The sequence below is a fragment of the Gillisella vitis genome, assembly GCF_021559775.1.
In the GTDB taxonomy this organism is placed as follows: Bacteria; Pseudomonadota; Alphaproteobacteria; order Rhizobiales; family Rhizobiaceae; genus Allorhizobium; species Allorhizobium ampelinum.
The window spans coordinates 1-23,223 of record NZ_CP056049.1 but is presented as its reverse complement, the minus strand read 5'-3'; the positions used below and the strand labels follow the sequence as shown (position 1 = coordinate 23,223).

The 23,223-nt window shown below is 54.7% G+C and carries 18 protein-coding genes and 3 pseudogenes; 9 read left to right on the top strand and 12 right to left on the bottom strand.

The genetic code is table 11. From position 1 onward, the window contains the following. Window positions 1-24 precede the first annotated feature (24 nt). The gene (locus tag AVCG78_RS22115; RefSeq protein ID WP_071202284.1) at window positions 25-1,155 is read left to right on the top strand and encodes an NAD(P)-dependent alcohol dehydrogenase; all 1,131 of its coding nucleotides are present in this window, start codon (window positions 25-27) and stop codon (window positions 1,153-1,155) included. A gap of 217 nt (window positions 1,156-1,372) precedes the next feature. Here the strand turns inward: AVCG78_RS22115 and AVCG78_RS22110 are convergent. Together AVCG78_RS22110 and AVCG78_RS22105 are read right to left on the bottom strand one after the other, a co-directional pair. After that, window positions 1,373-1,699, bottom strand: a pseudogene (locus tag AVCG78_RS22110) (IS5 family transposase); the annotation flags it as partial. 144 nt (window positions 1,700-1,843) lie between these two features. Further along, the gene (locus AVCG78_RS22105) at window positions 1,844-2,347 is read right to left on the bottom strand and encodes an FGGY family carbohydrate kinase (protein WP_081355212.1); all 504 of its coding nucleotides are present in this window, start codon (window positions 2,345-2,347) and stop codon (window positions 1,844-1,846) included. On the opposite strand from AVCG78_RS22105, the pseudogene AVCG78_RS22100 reads away from it, so the two are divergent. Beyond that, a pseudogene (locus tag AVCG78_RS22100) lies at window positions 2,237-2,698 on the top strand (substrate binding domain-containing protein); the annotation flags it as partial. The gene AVCG78_RS22105 and the pseudogene AVCG78_RS22100 sit on opposite strands and share 111 nt — an antisense overlap. A gap of 421 nt (window positions 2,699-3,119) precedes the next feature. Here the strand turns inward: AVCG78_RS22100 and AVCG78_RS22095 are convergent. The 5 genes from AVCG78_RS22095 to AVCG78_RS22075 all read right to left on the bottom strand — a co-directional run bounded on the left by AVCG78_RS22095 (window position 3,120) and on the right by AVCG78_RS22075 (window position 8,093). Next, the gene (locus AVCG78_RS22095; RefSeq protein ID WP_071202281.1) at window positions 3,120-4,298 is read right to left on the bottom strand and encodes an alpha-hydroxy acid oxidase; all 1,179 of its coding nucleotides are present in this window, start codon (window positions 4,296-4,298) and stop codon (window positions 3,120-3,122) included. Window positions 4,299-4,388: 90 nt separating this feature from the next. After that, the gene (locus AVCG78_RS22090; RefSeq protein WP_071202280.1) at window positions 4,389-5,897 is read right to left on the bottom strand and encodes a tripartite tricarboxylate transporter permease; all 1,509 of its coding nucleotides are present in this window, start codon (window positions 5,895-5,897) and stop codon (window positions 4,389-4,391) included. A gap of 31 nt (window positions 5,898-5,928) precedes the next feature. After that, a complete protein-coding gene (locus AVCG78_RS22085; protein ID WP_015918252.1) occupies window positions 5,929-6,390 on the bottom strand; it encodes a tripartite tricarboxylate transporter TctB family protein in 462 nt (153 codons plus the stop codon). Next, a complete protein-coding gene (locus AVCG78_RS22080; RefSeq protein ID WP_015918251.1) occupies window positions 6,387-7,346 on the bottom strand; it encodes a tripartite tricarboxylate transporter substrate binding protein in 960 nt (319 codons plus the stop codon). The genes AVCG78_RS22085 and AVCG78_RS22080 overlap by 4 nt, the downstream gene beginning before the upstream one ends. Before the next feature lie 51 nt (window positions 7,347-7,397). Beyond that, the gene (locus tag AVCG78_RS22075) at window positions 7,398-8,093 is read right to left on the bottom strand and encodes an IclR family transcriptional regulator (protein ID WP_015918250.1); all 696 of its coding nucleotides are present in this window, start codon (window positions 8,091-8,093) and stop codon (window positions 7,398-7,400) included. A gap of 131 nt (window positions 8,094-8,224) precedes the next feature. Between AVCG78_RS22075 and AVCG78_RS22070 the strand changes: the two genes are divergently transcribed. From AVCG78_RS22070 to AVCG78_RS22050, 5 genes are all read left to right on the top strand, one after another. Then, on the top strand, window positions 8,225-9,247 hold the full coding sequence (locus AVCG78_RS22070; RefSeq protein ID WP_234796100.1) for a hydroxyacid dehydrogenase: 1,023 nt from the start codon (window positions 8,225-8,227) through the stop codon (window positions 9,245-9,247). Window positions 9,248-9,277: 30 nt separating this feature from the next. Further along, on the top strand, window positions 9,278-9,952 hold the full coding sequence (locus AVCG78_RS22065; RefSeq protein WP_015918248.1) for an RraA family protein: 675 nt from the start codon (window positions 9,278-9,280) through the stop codon (window positions 9,950-9,952). Window positions 9,953-10,353: 401 nt separating this feature from the next. Further along, window positions 10,354-11,460 carry a zinc-dependent alcohol dehydrogenase gene (locus AVCG78_RS22060; RefSeq protein ID WP_234665181.1) on the top strand — a complete coding sequence of 369 codons (1,107 nt, stop codon included), beginning with the start codon at window positions 10,354-10,356 and terminating at the stop codon, window positions 11,458-11,460. After that, window positions 11,450-12,622 carry an MFS transporter gene (locus tag AVCG78_RS22055; RefSeq protein WP_234665180.1) on the top strand — a complete coding sequence of 391 codons (1,173 nt, stop codon included), beginning with the start codon at window positions 11,450-11,452 and terminating at the stop codon, window positions 12,620-12,622. Before AVCG78_RS22060 ends, AVCG78_RS22055 begins: the two co-directional genes overlap by 11 nt. A 327-nt stretch (window positions 12,623-12,949) precedes the next feature. Continuing rightward, the gene (locus tag AVCG78_RS22050; protein WP_071202277.1) at window positions 12,950-13,666 is read left to right on the top strand and encodes an IS6 family transposase; all 717 of its coding nucleotides are present in this window, start codon (window positions 12,950-12,952) and stop codon (window positions 13,664-13,666) included. A 70-nt stretch (window positions 13,667-13,736) separates the two neighbouring features. Here AVCG78_RS22050 and AVCG78_RS22045 read toward each other — a convergent pair. After that, window positions 13,737-14,078: pseudogene (locus tag AVCG78_RS22045) on the bottom strand (DUF1403 family protein); the annotation flags it as partial. 124 nt (window positions 14,079-14,202) lie between these two features. On the opposite strand from AVCG78_RS22045, the gene AVCG78_RS22040 reads away from it, so the two are divergent. Next, the gene (locus AVCG78_RS22040; protein ID WP_071202276.1) at window positions 14,203-15,348 is read left to right on the top strand and encodes a site-specific integrase; all 1,146 of its coding nucleotides are present in this window, start codon (window positions 14,203-14,205) and stop codon (window positions 15,346-15,348) included. 442 nt (window positions 15,349-15,790) lie between these two features. Here AVCG78_RS22040 and AVCG78_RS22035 read toward each other — a convergent pair whose 3' ends face one another. Next, the gene (locus AVCG78_RS22035; protein WP_071202275.1) at window positions 15,791-17,497 is read right to left on the bottom strand and encodes a tetratricopeptide repeat-containing diguanylate cyclase; all 1,707 of its coding nucleotides are present in this window, start codon (window positions 17,495-17,497) and stop codon (window positions 15,791-15,793) included. Between the two features lie 556 nt (window positions 17,498-18,053). On the opposite strand from AVCG78_RS22035, the gene AVCG78_RS22030 reads away from it, so the two are divergent. Continuing rightward, on the top strand, window positions 18,054-19,307 hold the full coding sequence (locus AVCG78_RS22030) for a flavin-containing monooxygenase (RefSeq protein ID WP_071205483.1): 1,254 nt from the start codon (window positions 18,054-18,056) through the stop codon (window positions 19,305-19,307). A 313-nt stretch (window positions 19,308-19,620) separates the two neighbouring features. On the opposite strand, the gene repC is transcribed toward AVCG78_RS22030, so the two are convergent. The 3 genes from repC to repA form a co-directional block, all read right to left on the bottom strand. Next, a complete protein-coding gene (gene repC / locus AVCG78_RS22025) occupies window positions 19,621-20,835 on the bottom strand; it encodes a plasmid replication protein RepC (RefSeq protein ID WP_071202301.1) in 1,215 nt (404 codons plus the stop codon). Window positions 20,836-20,998: 163 nt separating this feature from the next. Continuing rightward, a complete protein-coding gene (gene repB, locus AVCG78_RS22020) occupies window positions 20,999-22,012 on the bottom strand; it encodes a plasmid partitioning protein RepB (protein ID WP_071202273.1) in 1,014 nt (337 codons plus the stop codon). Continuing rightward, window positions 22,009-23,223: a plasmid partitioning protein RepA gene (repA, locus tag AVCG78_RS22015; RefSeq protein ID WP_071205490.1), complete on the bottom strand. Its 1,215-nt coding sequence runs from the start codon at window positions 23,221-23,223 to the stop codon at window positions 22,009-22,011. The genes repB and repA overlap by 4 nt, the downstream gene beginning before the upstream one ends.

Below are 23,223 nucleotides of genomic sequence, written 5' to 3'. Positions count from 1 at the left end.
TTATTGTTATGGGAGGAGACTATTATGAACCTGAGACTTCAATGCACCGAAATCACCGCCGCCGTCACCCGCGCCCAAGGGGCCGCCTTTACCATTGAAAAGGGTGATATTCGCGACCCAAAGGGAAGCGAAGTTCTGGTGCGGGTTGTTGCCACCGGCCTGTGCCACACCGATCTCATTGTGCGTGACCAATATTATCCCGTGCCACTGCCTGCGGTGCTGGGCCATGAAGGCTCCGGCATTGTCGAAAAGGTCGGGCCAAACGTTAAAACCATCCATCCGGGCGACCATGTGGTGCTGACCTATGGGGCCTGCGGCCATTGCAACAGTTGCACCGAGGGCCAGGGGGCCTATTGCACCCATTTCTATGGACGCAACTTTGGTGGAACCGATGCCAATGGCGACACGGCCATCCGCGATGCGTACGGAAAACCGTTGCACGACCACTTTTTCGCGCAGTCTTCTTTCGCCACCTATGCGCTCGCAGAAGAGAACAATACGGTAAAAGTGTCGAAGGACGCGCCACTTGATCTTCTCGGCCCGCTTGGCTGCGGCATCCAGACGGGTGCCGGTGCGGTGATCAACGCGCTGAAGGTCACAGCGGGATCAAGCTTTGTCAGCTTTGGTGCAGGAGCTGTCGGCCTCAGCGCCATTATGGCCGCGCGGATTGTGGGTGCCACCACCATTATCGCCGTTGATGTGGTGCCATCGCGCCTTCAGCTAGCCCTGGAACTCGGCGCGACCCATGTGGTCAACAGCCGCGAACAGGATATGGTCGAGGCCATTAGAGACATCACCGGAACGGGCGTCAATTTTGCGCTCGAATCCACAGGGCGTCCTGAGGTTCTGGCGCAAGGCATTGAAACACTTGGCCTGTTGGGAATAATTGGTGTTGTTGGTGCGCCAAAGCTTGGCACCAAGGCCGAGTTTGATGTCAACACCCTGCTGCTCAACGGGCGCAGCATTCGCGGCATTGTGGAAGGCGACAGTGTGCCAAAAATCTTTATTCCGCAACTGGTAGAGCTTCACCGTCAGGGACGCTTCCCCTTTGATAAATTGGTCAAGTTCTATCCTCTTGGCGACATTAATCAGGCGGTAAAAGACAGCGAAAGCGGTGTGACGCTGAAGGCAATTTTGCGCATGCCGGGGGCCTGATATTTTCTACGGCTCTGCGGATATCAACGAGAGCATGCGAAAGAGGGGCAGCGTTGCAGGAAACAGGCTTTGGGCGAGATAACTCTCCCCTTTGGATTGTTCATGCAACGCGCCTGAACCCGGAAACACGACAAAACAAAGAAATCCGGAGTTTGTCAGAGGATGTCGGGCAACGACGGTATAGAATGGCACCGGCAATCCTAGGAATTGTGGACAGTTATTTAAGCCACAATATTGTCGCTGCGAGAGCGACCATGGCTCGATAGTTCCGGGCTGTTTTCTCGTATCTGGTGGCAATACGCCGAAATTGTTTGAGCTTTGAAAAGCAACACTCGACCAGATGGCGCTGCGCGTAGAGTTGCTTGTCGAGTGGATATTTCTTTGCGCGAGCGGGGGTGTTTGGAATGACGGCTTTCGCTCCCTTCTCGGCGATAGTTTTGCGCAGTCGGTCACTGTCGTAGGCGGTATCCGCCATGACGGCCTCGGCGGGAAGCTCTTCAACCAGAGCGTTGGCCTGTGGTGCATCACCTTTCTGGCCTGCTGTGTGTTAATTTTCGTGTGAGTTTGATCCATTTTTCCGTTTCGCCGTGATCCACTCACGCCGAATAAAATTGTTGTAGGACAATTCACTAAACTGGATCTGGTGGGCTAACGCGAAATGGAAAAACGGGTTAAATCCTGCTGAAACTCAACAAATGGTGTCTTGGGAGAGCCCGAGAATCTCGGCTCCCTCGGCACCAACCGTACCGATTTTCGCTCCGATCGGCAGCACTTCAGGCAAGACTTCCAAAGGCAGCCCGATCAGTGAGCAGATTTCGGGTGACCATTTTTCCTCGTGCACGTCATAAAGCAATGCGGAAACTGCTGCTGCGGGGTCTGAGGTCAAACGACCGGTCAAGCGATAGACGATGTGGTCTTTCGACAGCAGAAAGTGGCGCATCTTCGTCCAGCTGTCGTTGTCGTGACGCTTGATCCAGGCGAGATGCGGCAACGTCCAAGTGGTCGTTGGCCAGTTGTTGCCCTTCTGAAAGATGAACTCGCCGTGATCAGCTCGGCAGTGGCACGGTGCATCGTCTCGATCATCGACATCGCGTTGCGCATGGGAGAACTCGCCGACAGTGCCGCGATCGCACGCAAGATCGCCACCGGCCGCCGGTCTGTGGTAGCGAAGCCCGCCTATCTCGAGCAGCACGGCATCCCGCAGGTGCCGGCGGGTATCACAGCGCATCACGCCGTGGTCTAAACCCAGCTCGGAAATAGCTGGACTTTCCGCAAACATGCAACTGAAGCCTCGGTCGCCGTATCGGGACGCGTTCGTTTCACGGCCGCCGAGGGCATCCGCGCGGCTGTAAAAGCCGACATGGGACTCGCTGTAACATCGGACTGGATGTTCTGGCCGGAACTGCAGAATGGCGAAGTGGTACGCGTTTTGGAGGATTGGAAGCTTCCCGACATCGATCTATGGGCCGTATTTCCGACGGGACGCCTGGCCAGCGCCAAGGCGCGGGCGTTTGCCGACTTTGTGGAAACGATCATCGGCTGAGACAATGTCTTCTGTTGGCATGAAGAAGCCGTCATTGAGCGTAAACCGCGGAGAGCTTCGGGCCAACTGCCTGACAGTCGTCTTCACCTTGATGGGAATCGAACCTTCGATGTGGGTTGGTTTTATCTTTGCGTGTCACAGGCTTAGTTTTTTTGTGTGCCGTAGGGGTCTATTTTTAAGCCTTTTTGGGCGCAGGCTTCCCAGAATGATTACGAGCGAGACAAGATCTACGCGAGCCGATATACGCTCGGCTTGAAACTCGCTCCGGCTGTATTCGCCATGTGCAAACTGACGAACGACAAGTGCCTGGTCACCGCTCTCAAAAGCACGGTACGAAAGCTCGAGCAATCATCATGCTGATGCATTCGTTCGTTGCAGCCAATGACGTTGCATTTTCCAGTTTTGGCGACGGAACGAAATTTCAGATGCGAGTAAGAATTGATGGAAGCTCAATAATTTCTGTCACACCCAACAGCCCCATATCCCTATGCAATTCATCTGAAAGAATGCTGGCGGCTTTCGCGACACCCGCTTTTGAACCTACCGCCGCGGCGTAGAGGAACGGCCTGCCTACGAACACAAATTTTGCACCAATCGCGAGGGCTTTTACCATATCTGTCCCCCGACGAATACCACCATCGATCATGACGACCGTGTCTGATCCTACTCTATCCACTATCGCAGGCAGAGCTTTCATCGGGGCTATAGCGCCATCAAGTTGTCTGCCGCCATGGTTGGACACGATGATACCATCTGCCCCTCGCTCTGCGGCCATGGCTGCATCTTCGGGATGAAGTATCCCCTTCACGACCAGGTTCCCCGTCCATCTTTGCCTGATACGGCTGAAATGGTCCCAGCTCAGATGATCCTTCTTGCCGAAGTCTCGCATGACGTTCGACGCAATGATCGGCGCGCCGCGTGTCGCATACGAATTCTCGAAATGGGGGATGCCGTGAGTGAGTATCGTTCGTGCGAAAGTCCCAATCGTCCATGCCGGATGGGTCATTCCCTGCCAGGCAAGACGAAGGCTTGGCCGAAGAGGTGTCGAGAAGCCAGCGCGGATATTGTTTTCGCGATTGGCCAGTACGGCGGTATCCACCGTCAGAACAAGAGTTTTGTAGCCTGCCGAAGCCACGCGATCTATCAATCCATCGATCCGGTCCGGCTCGCCCGGTAGATAGGCTTGAAACCATGATCGAGGTGCAGCTTCGATGATCTCCTCCAACCGTATCAGGGATGAGCCGCTCATGATCATGGCAATCCCGGCATCCTGCGCAGCCTTGGCAAGAACGAGATCGCCGCGATAGGCCATCAGGGCGCTTATACCCATCGGCGCGATCCCAAACGGTGCGCTCCATTCCTCGCCGAACAAGATTGTCTTTGTGGTTCTGGTCGAAACGTTTCTGAGAACCCGTGGCGTGAGGCTTATGTCCCTGAACGCCTCGGTATTCATGCGCAACGAGGCATTGGTCTCGCTTGCCTCGGCAATGTATCCAAAGAGCGGCCCCGGCAAATGACGTTTCGCCAGAACCTCAAAATCATCAAGAGACAGGACATCGCGCAAGCGATGCCCCGCCGAAGCAAAAGGAGCGGAAACCATGATTTTCAGCCTTCACCGATGACCACCGAGGGGGCCTTTTGATTTGCCTCGAAGACAGTGAAAAAGGGCACCTCTCGGCGCCCTTTTCTGTCAGTCTTCGCTCGCTTCGAACGCGGCTTTTCTGTTCTTGCGAATGGTGGGAAGGATCAGCGTCAGCAGCATCACGGCCGTGATGACCAGGAGGACGGCGCTGATCGGTCGCTCGAAGAAAACCAGCCAGTCACCCTGCGACAAGAGCATCGCACGGCGCAGGTTTGTTTCCAGAAGCGGGCCTAGAACGAAGCCGAGAAGCAGAGGACCCGGCTCGCATTTTGCCTTCCGCAGGACGTATCCAAGGATACCGAAGAGGATGACCAGTGCCACGTCGAAGCCACGATTGCTGACGCTGTAAACACCCACGCAGCAGAACAGCAAAATAGCCGGATACATCAGGCGGTACGGAATCTGCAGCAGCTTCACCCACAGTCCGATCAGCGGCAGATTGATGACGAGCAGCATGGCGTTGCCGAGCCACATCGATGCGACCAGACCCCAGAACAGTTCCGGCTGGTTCTGGATGACCGATGGGCCGGGGGTGATGCCGTGGATCGTCATCGCGCCCAGCATCATGGCCATGATCGAATTCGAGGGGATGCCCAGCGTCAGAAGCGGAATGAACGATGCCTGCGCACCGGCATTGTTCGCAGCCTCCGGTCCGGCAACACCTGCAATCGCACCGTGACCGAATTTCTCCGGCGTCTTCGAAATGCGCTTTTCGACGGAATAGGCGCTGAAGGCGCTCAACGTCGCGCCGCCACCCGGGAGAACGCCGAGGATCGTTCCAACGCCGGTGCCGCGCAGAACTGCGGCCCAGCTGTCCTTGAATTCCTCCCGCGTCGGCCACAGCCGACCGATCTTGCTTTGCAGAACGCCGCGGATTTCCTTGGATTCGAGATTGGTGGCAATTTCCGCGATACCGAACAGACCGACCGCTATCACGACGAAATCGATGCCATCATAAAGGTCGGTCGAGCCGAACGTCATGCGAGCCGAGCCGCTGTTGACGTCAATGCCAACCATGCCGAGCACGAGACCGAGGCAGACCATGCCGATGGCTTTCACGACAGAACCATGGGCGAGAATGGTGGCCGCGAGCAGACCGAAGATACATAGCGCTACATACTCGGCCGGTCCGAAGGACAGTGCGAAGGCAGACAGCGTCGGTCCGGCAACTGCCAGCGCGATCGTTGCGACCGTGCCCGCGAAGAAGGAGCCAAGCGCTGCAATGGCCAAGGCGGCACCCGCCCTGCCCTTTCGTGCCATTTGGTACCCGTCGATCGCGGTTACCACCGCCGAGGCTTCACCGGGAAGATTGACCAGAATGGCCGTTGTCGAGCCACCATATTGCGCGCCGTAGAAAATGCCGGCCAGCATGATCAAAGCCCCAAGCGGCGGCAGGAAGAACGTCACCGGCAGAAGAATCGCCACGGTTGCGGTCGGGCCGATACCCGGCAAGACGCCGATCAGGGTTCCCAGAAGCGCGCCGATGAAACAAAACATTAAGTTGGTTGGTGTCAGAGCCTCGGAGAATCCGAGCATAAGGACGTCGAGAAAAGCCATCGAAATAATCCGATCAAATCAGGAAAGGTCGTCAGAAGGGCCAAATCGGCATCTGGACGCCAAGTCCGTAAACGAAGAGAAGCGCGCCGAGCGTCGTCAGCACTGCGGTCGAGATGAAAATCTCCTTCCAGCGCGATTCCGGATCGGCAAGGCTTCCCACAACCAGAAGCCAGATGGTTGCAGCGACAAAGCCGAAGCGTTCGGCTGCAAACGCAAATCCTGCGATGGCGGCGACCAGAATAAGCAACGGCTTGGGGTTAACCGCATCCAGTGACTCATGCGGCTTGGAAAGTGCCTTGATAAGGACGATCACGCCGATGAGCGCGATGATGGCGCAGAGGGACTTCGGAAGGAAACCGGGGCCCATCATTGCCGGAGTGCCGTATGTCAGGTCGCGCCCGGCCCAAAGGCCAAGCGCTCCCAGAAATATCAGTACGCCACCCGCAAGAATATCGGGAAAGTCCCGACCGTTTGCTACAGGCTTAACGCTCATTGCTGCACCCAAGGAGTAGTGTCCCAGATCTTCTGGAAGCGAGCGAGACGCGTTGGCATTTCCTTTTCCCAGTCAGGACCGCTGAGATAAGCCAGTGGCAGCGCCATCTGCTTGGCCTGCTTCTGGAACTCAGGGTTATCCAGCGTTGCCTTGACGGCGGCAGCGAAACGGTCGGCGATTTCAGCCGGCACTTCGCGGGGAGCAGCGATGCCGCGCTCGGATGTCATCTCGACATTGAAACCGGATTCGATGGCTGTCGGCACGTCTGGAAGCTCAGGCGAGCGCTCCTTGCCGAAGGTATTGATCATCCGCAGGCCGGACGTATCGTTTCCGCCGAACTCGCTAACGTTGAGACCGCCGCCGGTCACCTGTGCGCCAAGGATCGCGGTGCGGGTTTCGCCAGCACCGTTGAACGGAATATGCGTGATCTTGGTGCCGGCTTCAGCGCCGAGAATGATGATGGCAAGGTGATCATCCGTGCCGATGCCGGATGAGCCGAACGAAACCGCACCGGGCTTTGCCTTCGCTGCTTCGATGAATTGCGCGATGGTTTTGATTTCTGACGCCGCAGGAACGACGATAGCCGCCGGGTCGTCTACGATACGGGCAATCGGCTTGATGGTCTTTGGATCATAGCCGAGTTTTCTCTGCACCTGCATGGACAAGAAACCGGGCGTGTTGATGTAGGAGAAGGTGTAGCCATCCGGCTTGGCCTTTGCCAACGCCGTATAGGCGATTTCGCCCGATGCGCCGGGGCGGTTTTCGATGACGATGTCTGCGCCCAGTTCCTTTTCAAGATAGGGCTGCATGGCACGCGCCATGACGTCTGTGCTCCCGCCCGGCGCGAAAGCAACGATCATCTGAATGGGTCGATCCTTCGGCCACTCGGCATGGGCCGAGCCAATCGTTGCAAGCAAACTGCTGGCCGCCAAGATCGCTGTTCTCATCATATTCATCGATATGCTCCTCCCAAGGAACGCTATGCGGGCCCGGCACCCGCTCTGGAACTAGCCGGGGTCTCCTCCAAGCGCAGCGCTGAGCTTGCGCGCGGCAACGCGGAGAATTTCGAGATTTTTCGACACGGCCTCTTCGTTGAAACGTGATGGCGGGCCGGTCAAAGCCAAAGAGCCAAAGAGGGCTTGTCCGTCGCGGTAGACCGGGACGGCGACGCTCGCGACCTGTGGGTCGCGCTCGCCGATGGTGACATGAAACCCCTTCGCGCGAATATCGTCATAGAGCTTTCCGCTGGAACCGGTGAAAGCCAGAATGACACGCCCGGGCGCCCCGCGATCGAGCGGCATCGCATCGCCAACACGCGCCGAGTGGCGGATCGATTGTGTGGAATCGTGCCTATGAAGGCAGACGCGGACAACGCCCTCTTTCACGTAAACCGCAGCGCTCTCGCCGCTCTCATCGCTGATCTGGGCAAGCAAAGGCTCAACGATCGCAGATGACTTGAACGTGGATTGATACAGCCCGCCGAGACGCACGAGCTTCGGCCCTAGCCGCCAGCTGGCATCATCATTACGAACAAGCATGGAGGATTTCGCAAGCGAGCGCGCGATGCGCAACACCGTGGATTTGTCGAGTTCCGTGCGACGCGCAAGCTCTCCGAGCGTCAACGAATAGTCGACATCGGTAAAAGCTTCCAGCATCGAAACAGCGCGTTCAACAGCTGCGACACCTGAAGAATTGCCTGGCATTGGATCAAACCTCCCTCAAAAAGATGTTGTACTAGGTACAACATCTTTTCATCTAGTACAATAACCGATAATAAGGATTCGTCAACCGTCGCTTACCTGTCAGGCGACGCACCGGAGTTCGGGAGGGTTTAGTGAACAAAATCAATGCAGCGGAAGCTGCTGCAAACCTATCAACGGCGATTGCGAGAGGTCTCAAAGTTCTTGTGACTGGGGCGGAATTGGCACCTGAAGCAACAGAACTTCTTAAACGACATGCAATCGAGATCGTTTATGCGGATGGCTACAGCGGCTCGGAAAATCTCGCTGAGATCACCAAAACACACGCGGTTGATGCGATCCTCGTCAGACAAGGCCAGATAAACGATCAGGTCATCGCTTCCTCCTCCCGTCTTCGAGTGATCGCAAAACACGGCAGCGGCGTGGACAATATCGATCTCGACGCCGCCACTTCCCACAACATCCCGGTTCTGCGCGCCCTCGCCGCTAACGCACAGTCGGTCGCAGAACTTGCGATCACCCTGTCCGTGACGCTGATGAAAGACATCGGCAGCCTGAGCGACACCGTGAAGGGCGGCGCTTGGCCGAAGACAAAATATGTCGGACGCGACCTCGCGGGCGCCTGCTTCGGCATTATCGGTTTTGGCGAGATCGGGCGCAGGACGGCGAAACTTGCGCAAGGCCTCGGTATGGAAACCATCGCATACGACCCGTTTGCGGAGGACGCAGATGGCACGCGCGTGAGCCGCGACCTGTCGGACATCCTCGCGCAAAGCGATATCGTCAGCCTGCATTGCCCGCTGACACCGCAGACCCATCACCTCATCAATGCCGAGCGGCTGAAGGTGATGAAATCCACGGCCTTCATCGTCAACACGTCGCGCGGCGCCGTCATCGATGAGGCGGCTCTTCTGGATGCACTGAAGGACGGCAGCATCGCAGGTGCGGCACTCGACAGTTTCGAGCAGGAACCACCGGCTGCCGATCACCCGTTCTGGGCGCTGCCAAACCTGATCGCCACCCCTCACGTGGGCGGGGCAAGCCGATCAGCGCTGAGGAACATGGCGCTACAGAGCGCGCAGCACATCGTCGATGTCCTCACCGGCGCGCCCTTTGATCGTCGGGCACTCGCCAACCAGAACCTCGCCCAGAACTAAACCACCAAATTTGAAAACGGAGGAATCGAAATGTTGGGTTTCAGAGTATGCAAGCGTAAGCAAAATGTCTGCGCGGAATGGGTGGAGAAATTCAGAACTCTGCCTGTCGCCAATGTGAGCGATGTCATGTCCCGTATGACAGCGGGCGGCGCGCCGTTGCGCCCGTTCTATACGGGCCCGAGAATGGTGGGCGCCGCCGTGACGGTCAAAGCGCGCCCCGGCGACAACCTGATGGTCCACAAGGCACTCGACATTGCCGAGCCCGGTGACATCGTCGTCGTTGATGCTGGTGGTGACCTCAGCAATGCGATCATCGGCGAATTGATGGTTGCGCATGCAGCGCAGCGCGGTCTCGGCGGCATCGTTATTTTCGGCGCCATCCGCGACAGCGAAGAACTGCTGGCCGGATCATTCCCCGTCTTTGCAGCAGGTGTCACCCACCGCGGCCCCTACAAGGATGGCCCGGGCGAAGTGAACGTGCCTATCGCCATCAACGGCATGGTCATCGAGCCGGGCGACCTCATCTGCGGCGACGCTGATGGCCTTCTGTCGGTCCCGCTGTCCTCGGTCGAGACTGTATTCGAAGCCGCATCGAAGAAGCACGCGGCAGAAATAAAGCAGATGGAAAACATTAAGCTCGGGAAGAACGACCGCGCCTGGGTCGACGCGTCTCTCACGCGGCTCGGCTGTGTTATCGAAGCCTAAGCAACATGAGGCGTGGATTCGTCCACGCCTCGTTCAGCCCGAGTTGTCTCGCCTTGATGGGAACCGAACCAATGACCCCGATAGAAAAATATATTCTAAAACAAAAGCCTGCAGTCTGTTGGTTACGCTAAGGCATTGCCCCTCCATATGTTGGGACCAAACACCTAGTGCATGGTGGATCCTTGAAGAGCTAGACGTCAATTGTGCTCCTCTGGTGGAGGTCGTCCCCCAGCCGAAATCGCCTTGAAGCATAGCCGTTCATCTGAAAATGATATTCAACTACAGCGGGTTATTCGACAGTCTATCAAAAGTTGATTACCTGGGGCTTGAAATCTCCTAGGCTGCACCCATCTCCCCAGATATTGAACTGCACTAGAAGCGATCCAAGAGAGATCGCACACATGATGGACATCCAAGGAAATTTTTTCCCAAAAAGGAGTTCCTCAATGTCAACTACTATGCAAGTCATCGAACTCAACGGCCCTAATCGGCTCTCGATCTCACAGCGCCAAGTGCCAGAGACCCCTGTAGATGGCGTTCTGCTTAAGACATCGGCCGTCTCGATTTGTTCTACTGACATCTCGCATTATCATGGCAATCTCCTTGCCGAGGACTACCCGGTGATCCTTGGCCACGAATATAGCGGTATCGTCGTTGATGTCGGTCCCGAATGCCCGTCCTCCCTCCAAGGACAACGCCTTGCTTATTTCGGCCAAACAGATTTCGGCGGGATGGCAGAATACCGGGCTTTGCGTCCCCTTTTCGCCGGAGATCTGCGATCATCACCTTTCAAGACAGGCCGCTTTTTCAAAGATGATGAACGGGCGGCGGCGATTACGCTTCCAGACGAGATCTCGGACAGTGATGCGCCCCTGATCGAGCCGATTACAGCGGTCTTGAGATCGATCCTTACCCATCCACCCGCCGTTGGAAACCGAGTGTTAGTTCTTGGCGGTGGACCGTGCGGTGCGATCGCCGGCGCTATATTGCAGACCCTCTATGCAACGAAGTCGGTTGCTATTCTTGAACGCAATCAGGCACGCCAGGAAATTGCGCGAAGCCAGTATGCAAATTTCGTATTCGGTTCTGCAGAAGAGTTACGAGAGTCGGATGACGATGCATTTGATTATGTGTTTGACGCTCTACCGCCTTTGGTCAACATAGAAGCAGACTCATGCCCTCGTCGCGCGGCGATGCGGGCTGCCAAGCCGGGTTCCAAATATGTACTCTATGGTGCGTCCCAGACGCTCCAGCAATTCGATACATGGTTGCTGCTAGCGAAGGGCATTACGCTTGCCTCGGCCGCTTTCGACGTTGACCATTTTCCGATGTACAAGACGGCATTCGTCATGAAGACCGCAAAGGAACTGTTGCTCCGACGGATTATCGATCCGGGCTGGATGATGACGAACCATATGTCCTTTTGGCGTCCGCAGGAGGTCATTCAGTTCTTCGCCGAATATTACACAACTCCTCATCTCAAGACGGTAATTCACTTTGACCAATAATCGTTTACTGCTTGGAGTATCGGCCAGCATATCATTTTTCTTCTGGGGTATGCTGGGCGTCTCTATTGGCGCACTTCTCCCTAATGCCATGGAGACCTTTTCGCTATCGCCCTTCATGGCGGGCATGGTCTTCGTAATCTGGTCGATCGGATTCAGCGTCGGGTCCTTCGCCGCTGAACGCCTCCTCAGAGCCTACGGTACGATCATTGTTCTGACGCTCCTTTCAGCTCTGACCGCCGTCTTCTCGTTGCTACAGTTTACAGCCACAGTGCCAAGTCTTTTTTATGCAATTTATCTTGCACTGGGTCTGTGTGGCGGCGCGATCTTTACGGCGTCTCATACACTGTTTGGTGAACTCTTTGTCGATCGTCGGTCATCGGCGCTGGCGGTCCTCGACGTTGTTTTCAGTGTTGGCAACATGGCTGCACCGCTCTTAATCGTGGCGGTTCTTTCTTGGAAAATAAGTTGGCAGAGCTTCTATTTGCTCCTCACCTTTGGCTTCACGTTGATAACCGGGTTATTCGCTCTTCAACTCCTTGGTCGAAATGCAGAAGTGTTCCATGAACGTGCTGATAGTACGATGGATGCTCGCACCGGTCTCAACATCTTACCTCTCGCCAGTCTCGTTTCGCTCGCCATCGCCAGTTTTGCCCTCGGCGCGACCGAGTGGACACAAAATGTTTGGTTCGTAACCTACGCGCTGGAAGAAGGATTGCCGCAGGACCTGGCACGGTTCGGCTTGTCGGCCTTTACCGCTGGCATGATCGCCTCCAGAGTCTTCGTCATCTGGTTCGATGGCGCTGTGCGATCCGTAGCCATTCAAAGAACGATGCTTTTGCTTGCCCTTGTCGGAGAAACGATTGTCATTATAGCAGCCAATGCGCCCTTGATGTTGCTTGGAAATGTTATCCTCGGCGCCGGCATCGGGGGTCTTTTTCCAATCTTCCTGGGGCGCGCTATGGATCATAATCCTTCATCCGGTGCTGCTCTGTCTATGCTGATGGTTGTCTCTCTGACTCTCGGGGGGCAGGTCGCGTCTTTTGCTCTGGGCGCTTTGTCCGATCGGTTCGGGGTAACGACCGCATTTTCTGCGACCGTACCTATCATCTTAATTATGGCGATCACTTTCGAGGCCTACAGGCGCAGCGTGGCCAAGGCGTAGTTGGAATTGTTTGCCAAAATCACCAAGAGTTGTCGGTTGGCAGTGAACCGTGAGAATGCGGGTGCTTCTAGCCGGTTTGGCATTTAACGTGAGAACCTGCCCGGGAAAATTCTCAGATTAACTGCCGTCGCGATGATGCAGTTGATCGGCAGGAACCGCTTATGATGTCTGCGATGGCACTCCTGAAGCGCGCTGTATTCTCACCCATCATTTGGCCACATAGCATCTCGGGGCTGGAACAAGGTCTGTCCTCACAAACACGCTAAGGCCGAACGCAGGCATCGTAACGTTAACCCCGCGGCGATTGGCGTGTGCGATTTTTGCGACATGACCCAAACCGTTCGTGATCCCCTTTATCGCCGCCACCGGTTCCCAGCTGAAGTGATTGCTCATGTCGTCTGGCTTTATCTTCGTTTCCCGCTCAGCTTGCGGATGGTCGAAGACTTACTGGCGGCGCGCGGGATTATTGTCTCGCACCAGACAGTCCGCCTTTGGGCCGAGAAATTCGGTCGCCACTTTGCCAATGAAATCCGGCGGCGTTCAGCCGGAAAGCTTGGCGACAAATGGTATCTCGATGAAGTCGTCATCTCCATAGGCGGCAAGAAGCACTGGCTGTGGCGAGCCGTCGATCAGGATGGCTTCGTTCTCGATGTGCTGGTGCAGAGCCGCCCTAATACCAAGGCCGCCAAACGTCTGATACGAAAGCTTCTGAAAGGACAGGGTCAAGCACCGAGAGTGATGATGATCGACAAACTCGGATCCTACGGCGCGGCCAAACGCGACATCATGCCCGGCGTCGAACACCGTTCACACAAGGGATTGAATAACCGGGCGGAGAATTCACATCAACCGACACGACGGCGAGAGCGCATCATGAAGGGCTTCAAATCAGCTCGACATCTCCAGCGTTTCGTCTCCATCCATGACCCGGTCGCAAATCTCTTCCACATTCCACGCCACGATATCCTGTCCCACCATCACCGTGAACTGAGAACCGCAGCCATGCAAATGTGGAGTGAGTTCGCGCGCCTGCAGGCTGCGTGAGAGGAAGCGGCGAGTGCCAGCTTTGGCCGTAGTTCTTTAACTTTACGGTGCCCGCTGTGGTGATGGACCCTGATCCGCGCGACAACAATCGCGTGGCCAAAAACAGCTTTCCAGCCGGTCCCGGATCGTCACCGAATGCCCTGAGCAAAACCGCGTCCCGGATGGCGTGTTCGTCCTCGCGACAGCCGAGCATTTTCGCAGCGACCGTGGCCGATGTCAGGGCAAGGTGATCGCGCCAGCAGCCGAGTCAGAGCAGATTGGTGCGGAGCAGATCATCAAGCGATTTCAGAGCGATACCAGCAGAAAACGCGGCGTCGGATTCGGCAATGTCGTGCGTGCGCAACAAGGTCCAGGCTGGCAGGTGGGGCGACCACGTCGAGACAGGAGGTGGAGTTGGCGCAAGTGAATCCATACGGATGAGGATACATTGTATGCGCAGTTTACGCCAGAATTTTTGTTTAAAACCGCACAGTATGTCGTAGGATGAAAACATCCTATAATCTTGCATTATCGGACATATTTGTCATTATAGAGAAATGACCCACATCATCGAGCAGAACAGCGAAATTCACCTCAAGGAGAGCTCTGCGCCGTCTCTCAGCACGGCGGCTGGGGGTGATGTTTGCACGCCGCAGGTGTCGCACGACAGCCCCCTCCCCTCTCCTGTTGGTGCGGACCAGACACCGGCCCATCTCAACAGCCTGGCGAGCCGCGCCCGCGATTATGTGGAGGCGGCACGTTCTGCCAACACGCGTAAAGCCTATGCCTGCGACTGGAAACATTTTAGCACTTGGTGCCGACGGTTGAATTTGGGCCCCCTCCCCCCGGACCCGCAGACCGTTGGCCTCTATATCGCCGCCTGCGCCTCAGGCAATGCCGTTGGAACACCGACGCGTGGCACCAAGACAAACGCGGTTTCGACCGTTGAGCGTCGCCTCTCCTCATTGTCTTGGAACTACGCGCAACGCGGACTCACGCTCGACCGCAAGGATCGGCATATCGCCACCGTCATGGCTGGTATTCGAAACAGCCACGCCCGCCCGCCCGTGCAGAAGGAAGCGGTGTTGGCCGAGGATATCATCGCGATGATCGAGACACTCGATCGGGGAACGCTGAGAGGTTTGCGCGATCGGGCCATGCTGCTGATCGGTTATGCCGGTGGTCTGCGGCGGTCCGAAATTGTCGGTCTCGACATCAAACCTGACCAAACCGAAGACGGGCGCGGCTGGATCGAACTATTCGACAAAGGCATGCTCGTCACCCTGCGCGGCAAGACGGGCTGGCGCGAGGTCGAAATCGGCCGCGGATCCTCCGATACCACCTGCCCGGTGGTCGCTGTCGAAAGCTGGATCACCTTTGCCAGACTTGCCCATGGCCCCCTTTTCCGCCGCGTCACAGGACAAGGCAAGTCCATTGGACCAAACCGTTTGAACGATAAGGAAGTGGCAAGGCTGGTGAAACGGGCTGCCATGGCTGCCGGGGTTCGTGGCGATCTCAGCGAGATTGAACGCGCCTTCAAATTCTCCGGCCATTCCCTGCGCGCCGGTCTCGCCTCCTCCGCCGAAGTCGACGAACGCTATATCCAGAAGCAACTCGGTCATGCCTCAGCCGAGATGACCCGCAGGTACCAGCGGAGAAGGGATCGTTTCAGGATCAATTTGACCAAAGCTGCGGGGCTTTGATTTTGTTCGTTTGAACCAGAAAATTCGCATCCCGTGAATTGCTGATCACAATGTTTAGCCCGTGAAAATAGGATTTTTCGGCCACGAACCCGATTCAGACCAATTGTTTCACCAGGATTTTGCATTGCAATTGCGACTGCTGGTCCAATTCTGCCACCTGTCAAAATGCACCTCGGCATAGTCCCATCACGACCGAAGATCATAATGGTTTATCCCCGCTCATGGCGTCGAAATCCCTTTCCGCGCCACACCCCGAGCTTTTAGACTTGCATGATAGCGGATTAGCGGTTTCGGTTATTGATGACATAAAATCGAGTGCGCCATGGCCGGTTTTGTACGGCATTCCGTACGCATTTTCACTCCGGCGGAAGCGGAGATTCATGGCAAGAGAAAAGCAACGTCGAGAAGGCTAAGAGGCAGTCCGCAGAATCGGATCGCTTCCTCAATCCGTAATCGCGCTGGTCGTTTGTTCAAACCGATTTCCAGACGGCAGAAAACAAACAACTCTATTTCTACCGGTCTGCTTTGCCCAATAAAGGCGCCGATCCGCCAGTTGCAAAACCGCTTCGGCGTCGACTGCATCGTCTGACATTGCCACTCCGATACTGACGGACACATTCAGCCCATCGGCAATTTCGGACCAGTCAAAGTTGGTAATTGTCATTCGCAGTCTTTCGGAAACCCTTTCCGCGTGGGCGGGTGTTAGGTCCGTCATAAGTATGACGAACTCTTCGCCACCGAAGCGAACTGCGATATCTGTTTCACGAACAACAACTTTGACCAGTGTCCCGATTTGCACAAGCACACGATCACCAATAATATGGGAAAACGTATCATTGATTTTCTTGAAGTGATCGACATCAAGGATCGCCAGCGCATAACTCGCGCTTTGAGTATTAATGTCAGATATTATCGTCTCCAAATGCCGCCGATTGGAAAGTCCTGTCAACGGGTCCGTATTCGCCGCTTCGGTCAGGACACTGGTTTGCTGTTGCAGGGCCTCTAATGACCGGGCAATTTCTGCGGAGCGCTCTGCCTCTGTATCAAGCATTGCTTTGAGTTTTTTCGTTTCATAACGGATCTCCGCCATACGGGCATTTTGCTGGATCCGCTCCGCAGTGAACTGCTGATGGAGCTTGTGATACTTTTTATGAAAATCCAGCGCAGACTCGAATGCTCCAAGATACTCATGAGCCTTTGAAAGAGACAGACAGGCATGCAGTAAGGTCTCAAGATTGAAATTTTCCCCGGCAAGCAAGTGGGCCTGCTCAAGTGGCACCAATGCCTCTTCGTAGCGCTTTAACGAAACGAGCGTGCTTCCCAGTGTAACCAGATAATGCCCCTCACCGCGAACATAATCGTCTCCCGGAATGTCACGGTACCGCTCCAATAACATTTCGGCGGCGGAAAAAGCCTCAACCGCATTAAAATACTCTGCTAAATTTGCGATACACAACCTCTCGGCCCAGGCGTCTTTAAGTGATTGAGCGAGGCTGAGCGCTTGTTTCGTAATATCTATTGCGCTGCTAATCGACGTTTCGAATTTTTGATTATCGGCTTCCTGAGCGAGATAAGCATCCTCTGCATGCGCTCCACCGAGATTAATCAACCACCAACATTCGAATGTAATATCGTATGCCTCTCGGGCTAGCTCCACGGCACGACTGCAATAGTCAACAGCGAGAGATGGTTGACGCGTCATCCAGAATATCACGCCAATCACATTTATAGCCAAAGACCGAGATCGGAGATTACGGCTTTGGTCGGCAATGTTGAGTGCTTCTGCGGCAAACTCGACAGCCTGCTCTAGATTACCGAGTTCCAGATGCAGCCAAGCACCGATACTAAGAGCTTGTGCCTCAAGCACTGGCTCTTCAAGGGACTTCCACAGAGAAATTGCTTTCTCTACGTATACTAGCCCCGTCTCTGTCTCACCAAGTTGAAAGCAATACCAGGCACATTGCTGAGAACTGCCCGCTATAAGACCTTGATCACCGCGCTGTTCTGCCGAAGCCAAAACTGAATTTGCTAAAGAAAATGCGCGAACGGAACGCCCCTTGCAAGCGAGGTCCCAAGCTTCATCCAGCGCGGCTGCAGCGTCCAAATCAAAACTATTTTTACGATTGCCAAACTGGTGGTTCAATATCATCAGCTCATCTTGCGCAACGATCGGACAGAATACCCAGCAAATTTAGCAGAGATCGATTTAAGGGAATCCTAAAGCCACTGTTTTTCCCAAGGCCCCTTCTCAAGTTCCTTGCAATTGGCCATTGCGAACTTACGTAAGCATCGGCTGCTCACCGGCGCGCAGACTTCTCCTCCCCTCGTCTTCTACTGCGTTGTTAATCTCGCCAAAAATTTCCTCTCTTTGTATACCGCTCATACCAACCTAAGAGCTTCTACCAGATTGAGATTTCGGTCCACTATCATCATAGAGTTGTAGATAGCCCGCATCGGCTGACTATTCGTAAACAGCTAACGTCCAAAGAAGAGATGGAGCCTGCCTTGGCGAGCATCCGCAGGGGCGAGGGATGCCGACTTAATGAGATGCCCGACGACTGAGAAAAACGAACAATGCAGCCAAATTTATTCCTACAGCCACAGCAATAAGAATCCTCGTTGGCCCTGCCACCAATGCTTCGGCTCTCGGCAACACCGCACTCCAGCGGCCAGCACACACTTCAATTTATAGAAAGGACGAAACAATGCCTGTCGAAAAAATACATGCACTCGTCGTCGGCGGTGGCCAGGCGGGCATCGCTATGAGTGAGCATCTGACCAGGAACAATGTGGCACACCTTGTCCTTGAAAAAGGACGGATAGCAGAGCGCTGGCGTTCTATGCGTTGGGATTCTCTGGTCGCCAATGGTCCGGCTTGGCACGATCGTTTTCCAAACCTGACCTTTCCCGGCAATGCCGATGCGTTTGTTCCCAAAGAAGGCGTTGCAGACTATTTTGAAGCCTATGCAAAAAAGTACACCGCGCCAATACGCTGTGAAACCGAGGTAACTCAAGTCGAGCGTCTGGACGGTCGCCCCGGCTTCCGTGTGGAGACGTCTAACGGATTGATCGAAGCACGCTACGTCGTTGTGGCGACCGGTCCGTTCCAGTTGCCGAATATCCCGCCAATCGTTCCGCCGACCGCCAATATCAACCAGATACATTCCAGCGAATACCGCAATCCTCACCAGCTCGGGGAGGGGGCCGTTCTCGTGATTGGCGCTGGCTCGTCGGGAGTGCAGATTGCGGAGGAACTCATGCGAGTGGGCCGCAAAACTTATCTTTCGGTTGGTCCGCATGGTCGTCCTCCACGCACCTATCGCGGGTATGACTGCGCCTGGTGGCTTGGTGTTCTCGGCAAATGGGATGCCCAGGTGCAGGAATTGCAGACAAGCAATCATGTTACGGTCGCTGTCAGTGGTGCGCGAGGCGGGGAAACTATCGACTTCCGTCGGCTTGCAGCACAAGGAATGGTTCTGGTTGGCATGACCGAAAGTTTTAAGAACGGCAAATTATCATTTGCTGAAGACCTTGCCAACAATCTCGATCGTGGTGACCAGACCTATCTATCACTGCTCGACGAGGCGGATGCTTTCGTTGTATTGAACGGTCTCAACCTTCCGCAAGAGCCGGAAGCCCGCATTCTTGGTCCGACGGCCGATTGTATTACTAATCCGATTCTCGAACTGGATCTTACCGCGGCAGGCATCACCACCATCATCTGGGCCACCGGCTTCAGATCTGACTATAGCTGGTTGAAGGTGCGGGCCTTCGATGACGCGGGGCGCCCTAGACATCATCGAGGCGTCTCTTCTGAGAGAGGCCTCTACTTCCTCGGTCTTCCCGGACTTTCCGGGCGCGCCTCCAGTTTCATCTGGGGCGTCTGGCATGATGCCAAGCACTTGGCCGATCACATCACCATTCAAGATAACTACCTGGCGTATATGCCGCAGGCCTGATCTTATTTTGAGGTCTTGCCCCGCCGCCAGAATAGTGGTGTGGATGTATTAGAGATACCGCAAAAAATCTGCACTCTTTTTCTATTATGATGATCAAGGCAGAAGCCCAATATCCCGCTTACACCGACCAATTTCACCGCAATCCGCATTTTTCGTGTAAATGATCACTCACAATCTGGGTTTCCAAACGGCATTGAAAAAACCTTTCTCTTTCAATTACTTATGTTGGTGGTCAGCTGACCACCAAATCACCCGCTCAATTGCACGCATTTTGACTCCAATCCGCCTCCTTTTGGAGGATTCGTTCAATTTTTTACCCGGTCTTCATAGCCGCTTCTCCGTTGGTCCTTAACAAAGCCATCATCATAGGCCCGAGAGAAAATTCTCCCTGCTGTGACCGACGGGTTAGATCGCGCAGATAACCTCCTGCCGAATTGATAAAATTTGCACGCTCTAAAATACATGCAATGGCGGTTGCCGCATTCTCTTGACCCATGGTTTCGCAGGCTTCCTGATAGGCGGACGGACTTACTCCCAACATAGATCGAACCACCACCGCAGCTGTCATTAAGTCACGCCAATTTGCGATCTTTCCATCTGGTCCGTAATCGCAAACCGAGGGGCAAGCCTTCAAAACCATTCCAAGCGGAAATGACTTTATCGGCAGTCTTTTAGGCGGATTGTTTTGCTCCTCAGTTGCTTCTCGCTCTTTTCGAGAGGGAGGTTCAAATTCAGTTATGTAGTTGGTATTTGAATTCTGTATGTGCCGCTCAATTTGAACGGCATTGGCGCTGTTTTTTTCTGAATTAATTTGATTTTCCAGTCGCTTAACGATGTCTCTCTTAAGATTGTTCATCTCATCTAAAACCAATGTGACCTCAGAAAGAGCCGGGGTTCTGGATATTTTGCCGACGAGAGAGATATAAGCGCATTCGATCTCGTGCCAGTCACCTTGCGCGCCCTCCTCGATCGCCGCCGTGATCAGCTTGCGGACATCTCGGCGGCAAATGGTAAGGCTTTCCTTGGCTTTTCTAAAGGTGGCGCGATCAGCCATCACCTGTTGTGCCATCATCGCGAGCTCCTCTGAGCGCGCGAGAAGGGGGGATAAATCGAAGCCAAATGCCTGCTCGATTTGACCGGCATTATCCTTACGCGCGTAGCGTTTTCCATTGGCGCTATCTTTACGAACGATCAGGCCTGCATCGACAAGCACGGCAATATGCCGGCGTAAAGTCGCCCCGGCCAAGCCGTGCGCCCGAAGAGCAAGTTGAGAATTTGAGGGAAAAACAACAAGCTGTGCATCCTGCCGCAGTTCATTTTGCGGATAAAAGCTCAATAAGGCATCGAGAACCGCAAGACTGTTGGATTGTATCCCAAGCAAGTCCATTGCGGCTGAGGCATCCCTGAATATTTTCCATTTATCCGCACGTTTGCCCGGCTTAATGTCGCTTGTGGCGACCTGCCGACGCACCAGCGCAAGCGTCATACCCCGCCGCCCGAAGGGCGTCGTTACATTTCCAGTCTCCATCATCTTTTACCCTTCAGCAGGCAAAAGAAAATCACTCACCAAAATGGCGCAAAAACTCTTGACGAGGATTCGAGGAAATGCGATTCTGTTCTTGCTAGAGAGACAGAAGGGCTTCCACGACGGCGACGTTGGGGGAGCTCTTTTCTTTTGCTGACTACTCTCCTTATTTCTTCTGGTTCTGTGCTCGGTGCGCCTGATAAAGCGCAGGCAAGTGATCAATGACGAAGGCGGCGAAATCAGGCGTCGCCTTTCTGTCTATCGTGATTTCCAATTTGGATTTGCTTTGCGAAACCTGAGCCAATCGATCCCCATCAGGGGTCGACATAATCTCCGGAAGTCCGCGAGAGACCCGCGAAGGCTTAAGGCTGACCAATACCGCCTTGAACCGCTCCGCAGATGGCAGCGCTTGCACTTCATTCGATAGCGCGTATTTCGAGACGTCAGAAGGCGAGGGGGCCTTTTCGATAAGTTCCGTTAGTTGCTGCCAGCTTGGTCGTCCGACCCCTGGTGCGGGGCCGATTGCATCAATCAGCTCCGGGGGGAGGGTGTCGACCAGCAAAAGCATCTTCGACAGGTTACTCTTATCGATCGACATCGCGGCAATAACGATTTCGCGTGAAAATTGCTTATTCAGGCGATGTGCAAAACGTGCTTTCTCAATAAAGGTGAGATCCTGGCGTTCATTATTCTCCTGGCCCTGCGCAATGACCAATTGTTCGTCCGTCAAATCGCGAACAACCGCTTTGACCGGAAGACCTAATTCTGAAACGGCCTGAAGCCGACGGTGACCGAAACCCACCTGATATCGGCCCGGCTGATCCGGGTGAGGGCGCACGAGGATTGGTACTTGCTGGCCCTGCTCTCGAATCGATTCGAGAAGTCCGTCGATGTCGCCAGGCATTCGGTCCTGCACGAAGGATGGATCTACCGTCGAGACATCCAACTCGATAACCGCGTGACCTTCAGCAAGACGCCGCTCTATCTCTTCAGCGCGACTCAACCGGTCATTCTGCTCACGCAGTGCGTTTCCGATATTCGCAGTCAGCTTTGTTGCCGGGTCGCGTTCCTTTCTGGCGACCCCAAGAAGCGGCATTGACCGCGTTTTACCTGCCCGGTTGTCAGAGGGCTTAGCGTCTTGGGCATCCGTCGAGACGCCAAGGATGTGCTTCCGGCTCATGTGGTTCTACCCCATGCTTTTTTGATAAGAGATTCAATCTCATCATTGACAGCGTTCATAGCCTCCAAGGCGCGATCATAGGTTGATCGGGTAAACTGACCGCGTTCCACTTCAAAAAGAGTTTGGTTTGTCAGGCCCGCGTCTGAGACAGCCGTCGTTTTGAGCATTGGAAAATTGAGGACGTTCTCACCGAAAATAGACCTGAGATAGCCAACCATTTGATTTTGTGGCCCATCACTCGGTTCGAAACGAGTGATAAGATAGCGCATCCAATTGAACTTGAACTCAGCGCCGGCGCTCTCAATTTCCCTCAACAAGTTCGAGGTCATTGCCAGAAACTGGTTCATTGACATCACATCGAGCATCTGGGGGTGAACCGTAACAAGGATAGATGTTGCAGCCGTCAATGCTGAAAGCGTGAGGTAACCGAGTTGCGGAGGGCAATCGATGACGACGACATCATAATTATCTGCAATGTCTTCAATCGCTTGACTGATGCGGCCATAGAAGAGCGTGTCGCCTTCCTTGCGCTTCATTAAGGCGCGGGGAGTGTCATGCTCAAATTCCATAAGTTCGAGATTGCCGGGAATGAGATGAAGGTCCGGAATATATGTTCCTCTAACGACCTGTTCGATCGGCACTTGCTCATCATCATATCTGATGGCGCCATAGAGGGTCTCGTTTGGACCAACATCCGTCTCCGGTTGGCTGCCAAAGAGCGCAGACAGGCTTGCCTGAGGATCGAGATCGATAGCAAGCACTCGGTAACCACGCATTGCGAGATATTGAGCCAAATGCGCAGCGGTCGTCGTTTTGCCCGAGCCACCTTTGAAATTCATCACAGAAATGACTTGAAGCTGCTCCCCGTCTCGACGATGCGGAAGATAGCGACGGTTTCCACGACCAATCTGGTCCATATGTTTGCGGATCACGTGGATATCTTCAATCGAGAAAATGCGCCGGCCCCCAGGGCTCATGCTGACATTCAACTCTGGCATTTCCGAAGCAATCTGTCGTAGATAAGACTCCCCAACGCCAAGCAACTTGGACGCTTCAGACGGGCCGAAGGACCTAATCCCCTTTTCGGAGGTCGGCGGGAAAACTTTCAAATGATGTGCTTGCAACTGGCTAGAAAGCGCGTCAGCGTGACGCTCCATCAAGGCAGTCAACCCCTCAATCATGGCATCAGTTTTCGGGGCGATCTTCGCCAT

Excerpts from the sequence above, each read along its gene's own strand:
- AVCG78_RS22090 (WP_071202280.1), bottom strand. The coding sequence starts at position 5,897 with ATGGCTTTTCTCGACGTCCTTATGCTCGGATTCTCCGAGGCTCTGACA.
- AVCG78_RS22035 (WP_071202275.1), bottom strand. The coding sequence starts at position 17,497 with ATGATATTGAACCACCAGTTTGGCAATCGTAAAAATAGTTTTGATTTG.
- AVCG78_RS22065 (WP_015918248.1), top strand. The coding sequence starts at position 9,278 with ATGTTGGGTTTCAGAGTATGCAAGCGTAAGCAAAATGTCTGCGCGGAA.
- AVCG78_RS22085 (WP_015918252.1), bottom strand. The coding sequence starts at position 6,390 with ATGAGCGTTAAGCCTGTAGCAAACGGTCGGGACTTTCCCGATATTCTT.
- repC (WP_071202301.1), bottom strand. The coding sequence starts at position 20,835 with ATGGAGACTGGAAATGTAACGACGCCCTTCGGGCGGCGGGGTATGACG.
- AVCG78_RS22115 (WP_071202284.1), top strand. The coding sequence starts at position 25 with ATGAACCTGAGACTTCAATGCACCGAAATCACCGCCGCCGTCACCCGC.
- AVCG78_RS22030 (WP_071205483.1), top strand. The coding sequence starts at position 18,054 with ATGCCTGTCGAAAAAATACATGCACTCGTCGTCGGCGGTGGCCAGGCG.
- AVCG78_RS22095 (WP_071202281.1), bottom strand. The coding sequence starts at position 4,298 with ATGGTTTCCGCTCCTTTTGCTTCGGCGGGGCATCGCTTGCGCGATGTC.
- repA (WP_071205490.1), bottom strand. The coding sequence starts at position 23,223 with ATGGCGAAGATCGCCCCGAAAACTGATGCCATGATTGAGGGGTTGACT.
- AVCG78_RS22050 (WP_071202277.1), top strand. The coding sequence starts at position 12,950 with ATGACCCAAACCGTTCGTGATCCCCTTTATCGCCGCCACCGGTTCCCA.
- AVCG78_RS22040 (WP_071202276.1), top strand. The coding sequence starts at position 14,203 with ATGACCCACATCATCGAGCAGAACAGCGAAATTCACCTCAAGGAGAGC.
- AVCG78_RS22060 (WP_234665181.1), top strand. The coding sequence starts at position 10,354 with ATGATGGACATCCAAGGAAATTTTTTCCCAAAAAGGAGTTCCTCAATG.
- AVCG78_RS22080 (WP_015918251.1), bottom strand. The coding sequence starts at position 7,346 with ATGAATATGATGAGAACAGCGATCTTGGCGGCCAGCAGTTTGCTTGCA.
- repB (WP_071202273.1), bottom strand. The coding sequence starts at position 22,012 with ATGAGCCGGAAGCACATCCTTGGCGTCTCGACGGATGCCCAAGACGCT.
- AVCG78_RS22075 (WP_015918250.1), bottom strand. The coding sequence starts at position 8,093 with ATGCCAGGCAATTCTTCAGGTGTCGCAGCTGTTGAACGCGCTGTTTCG.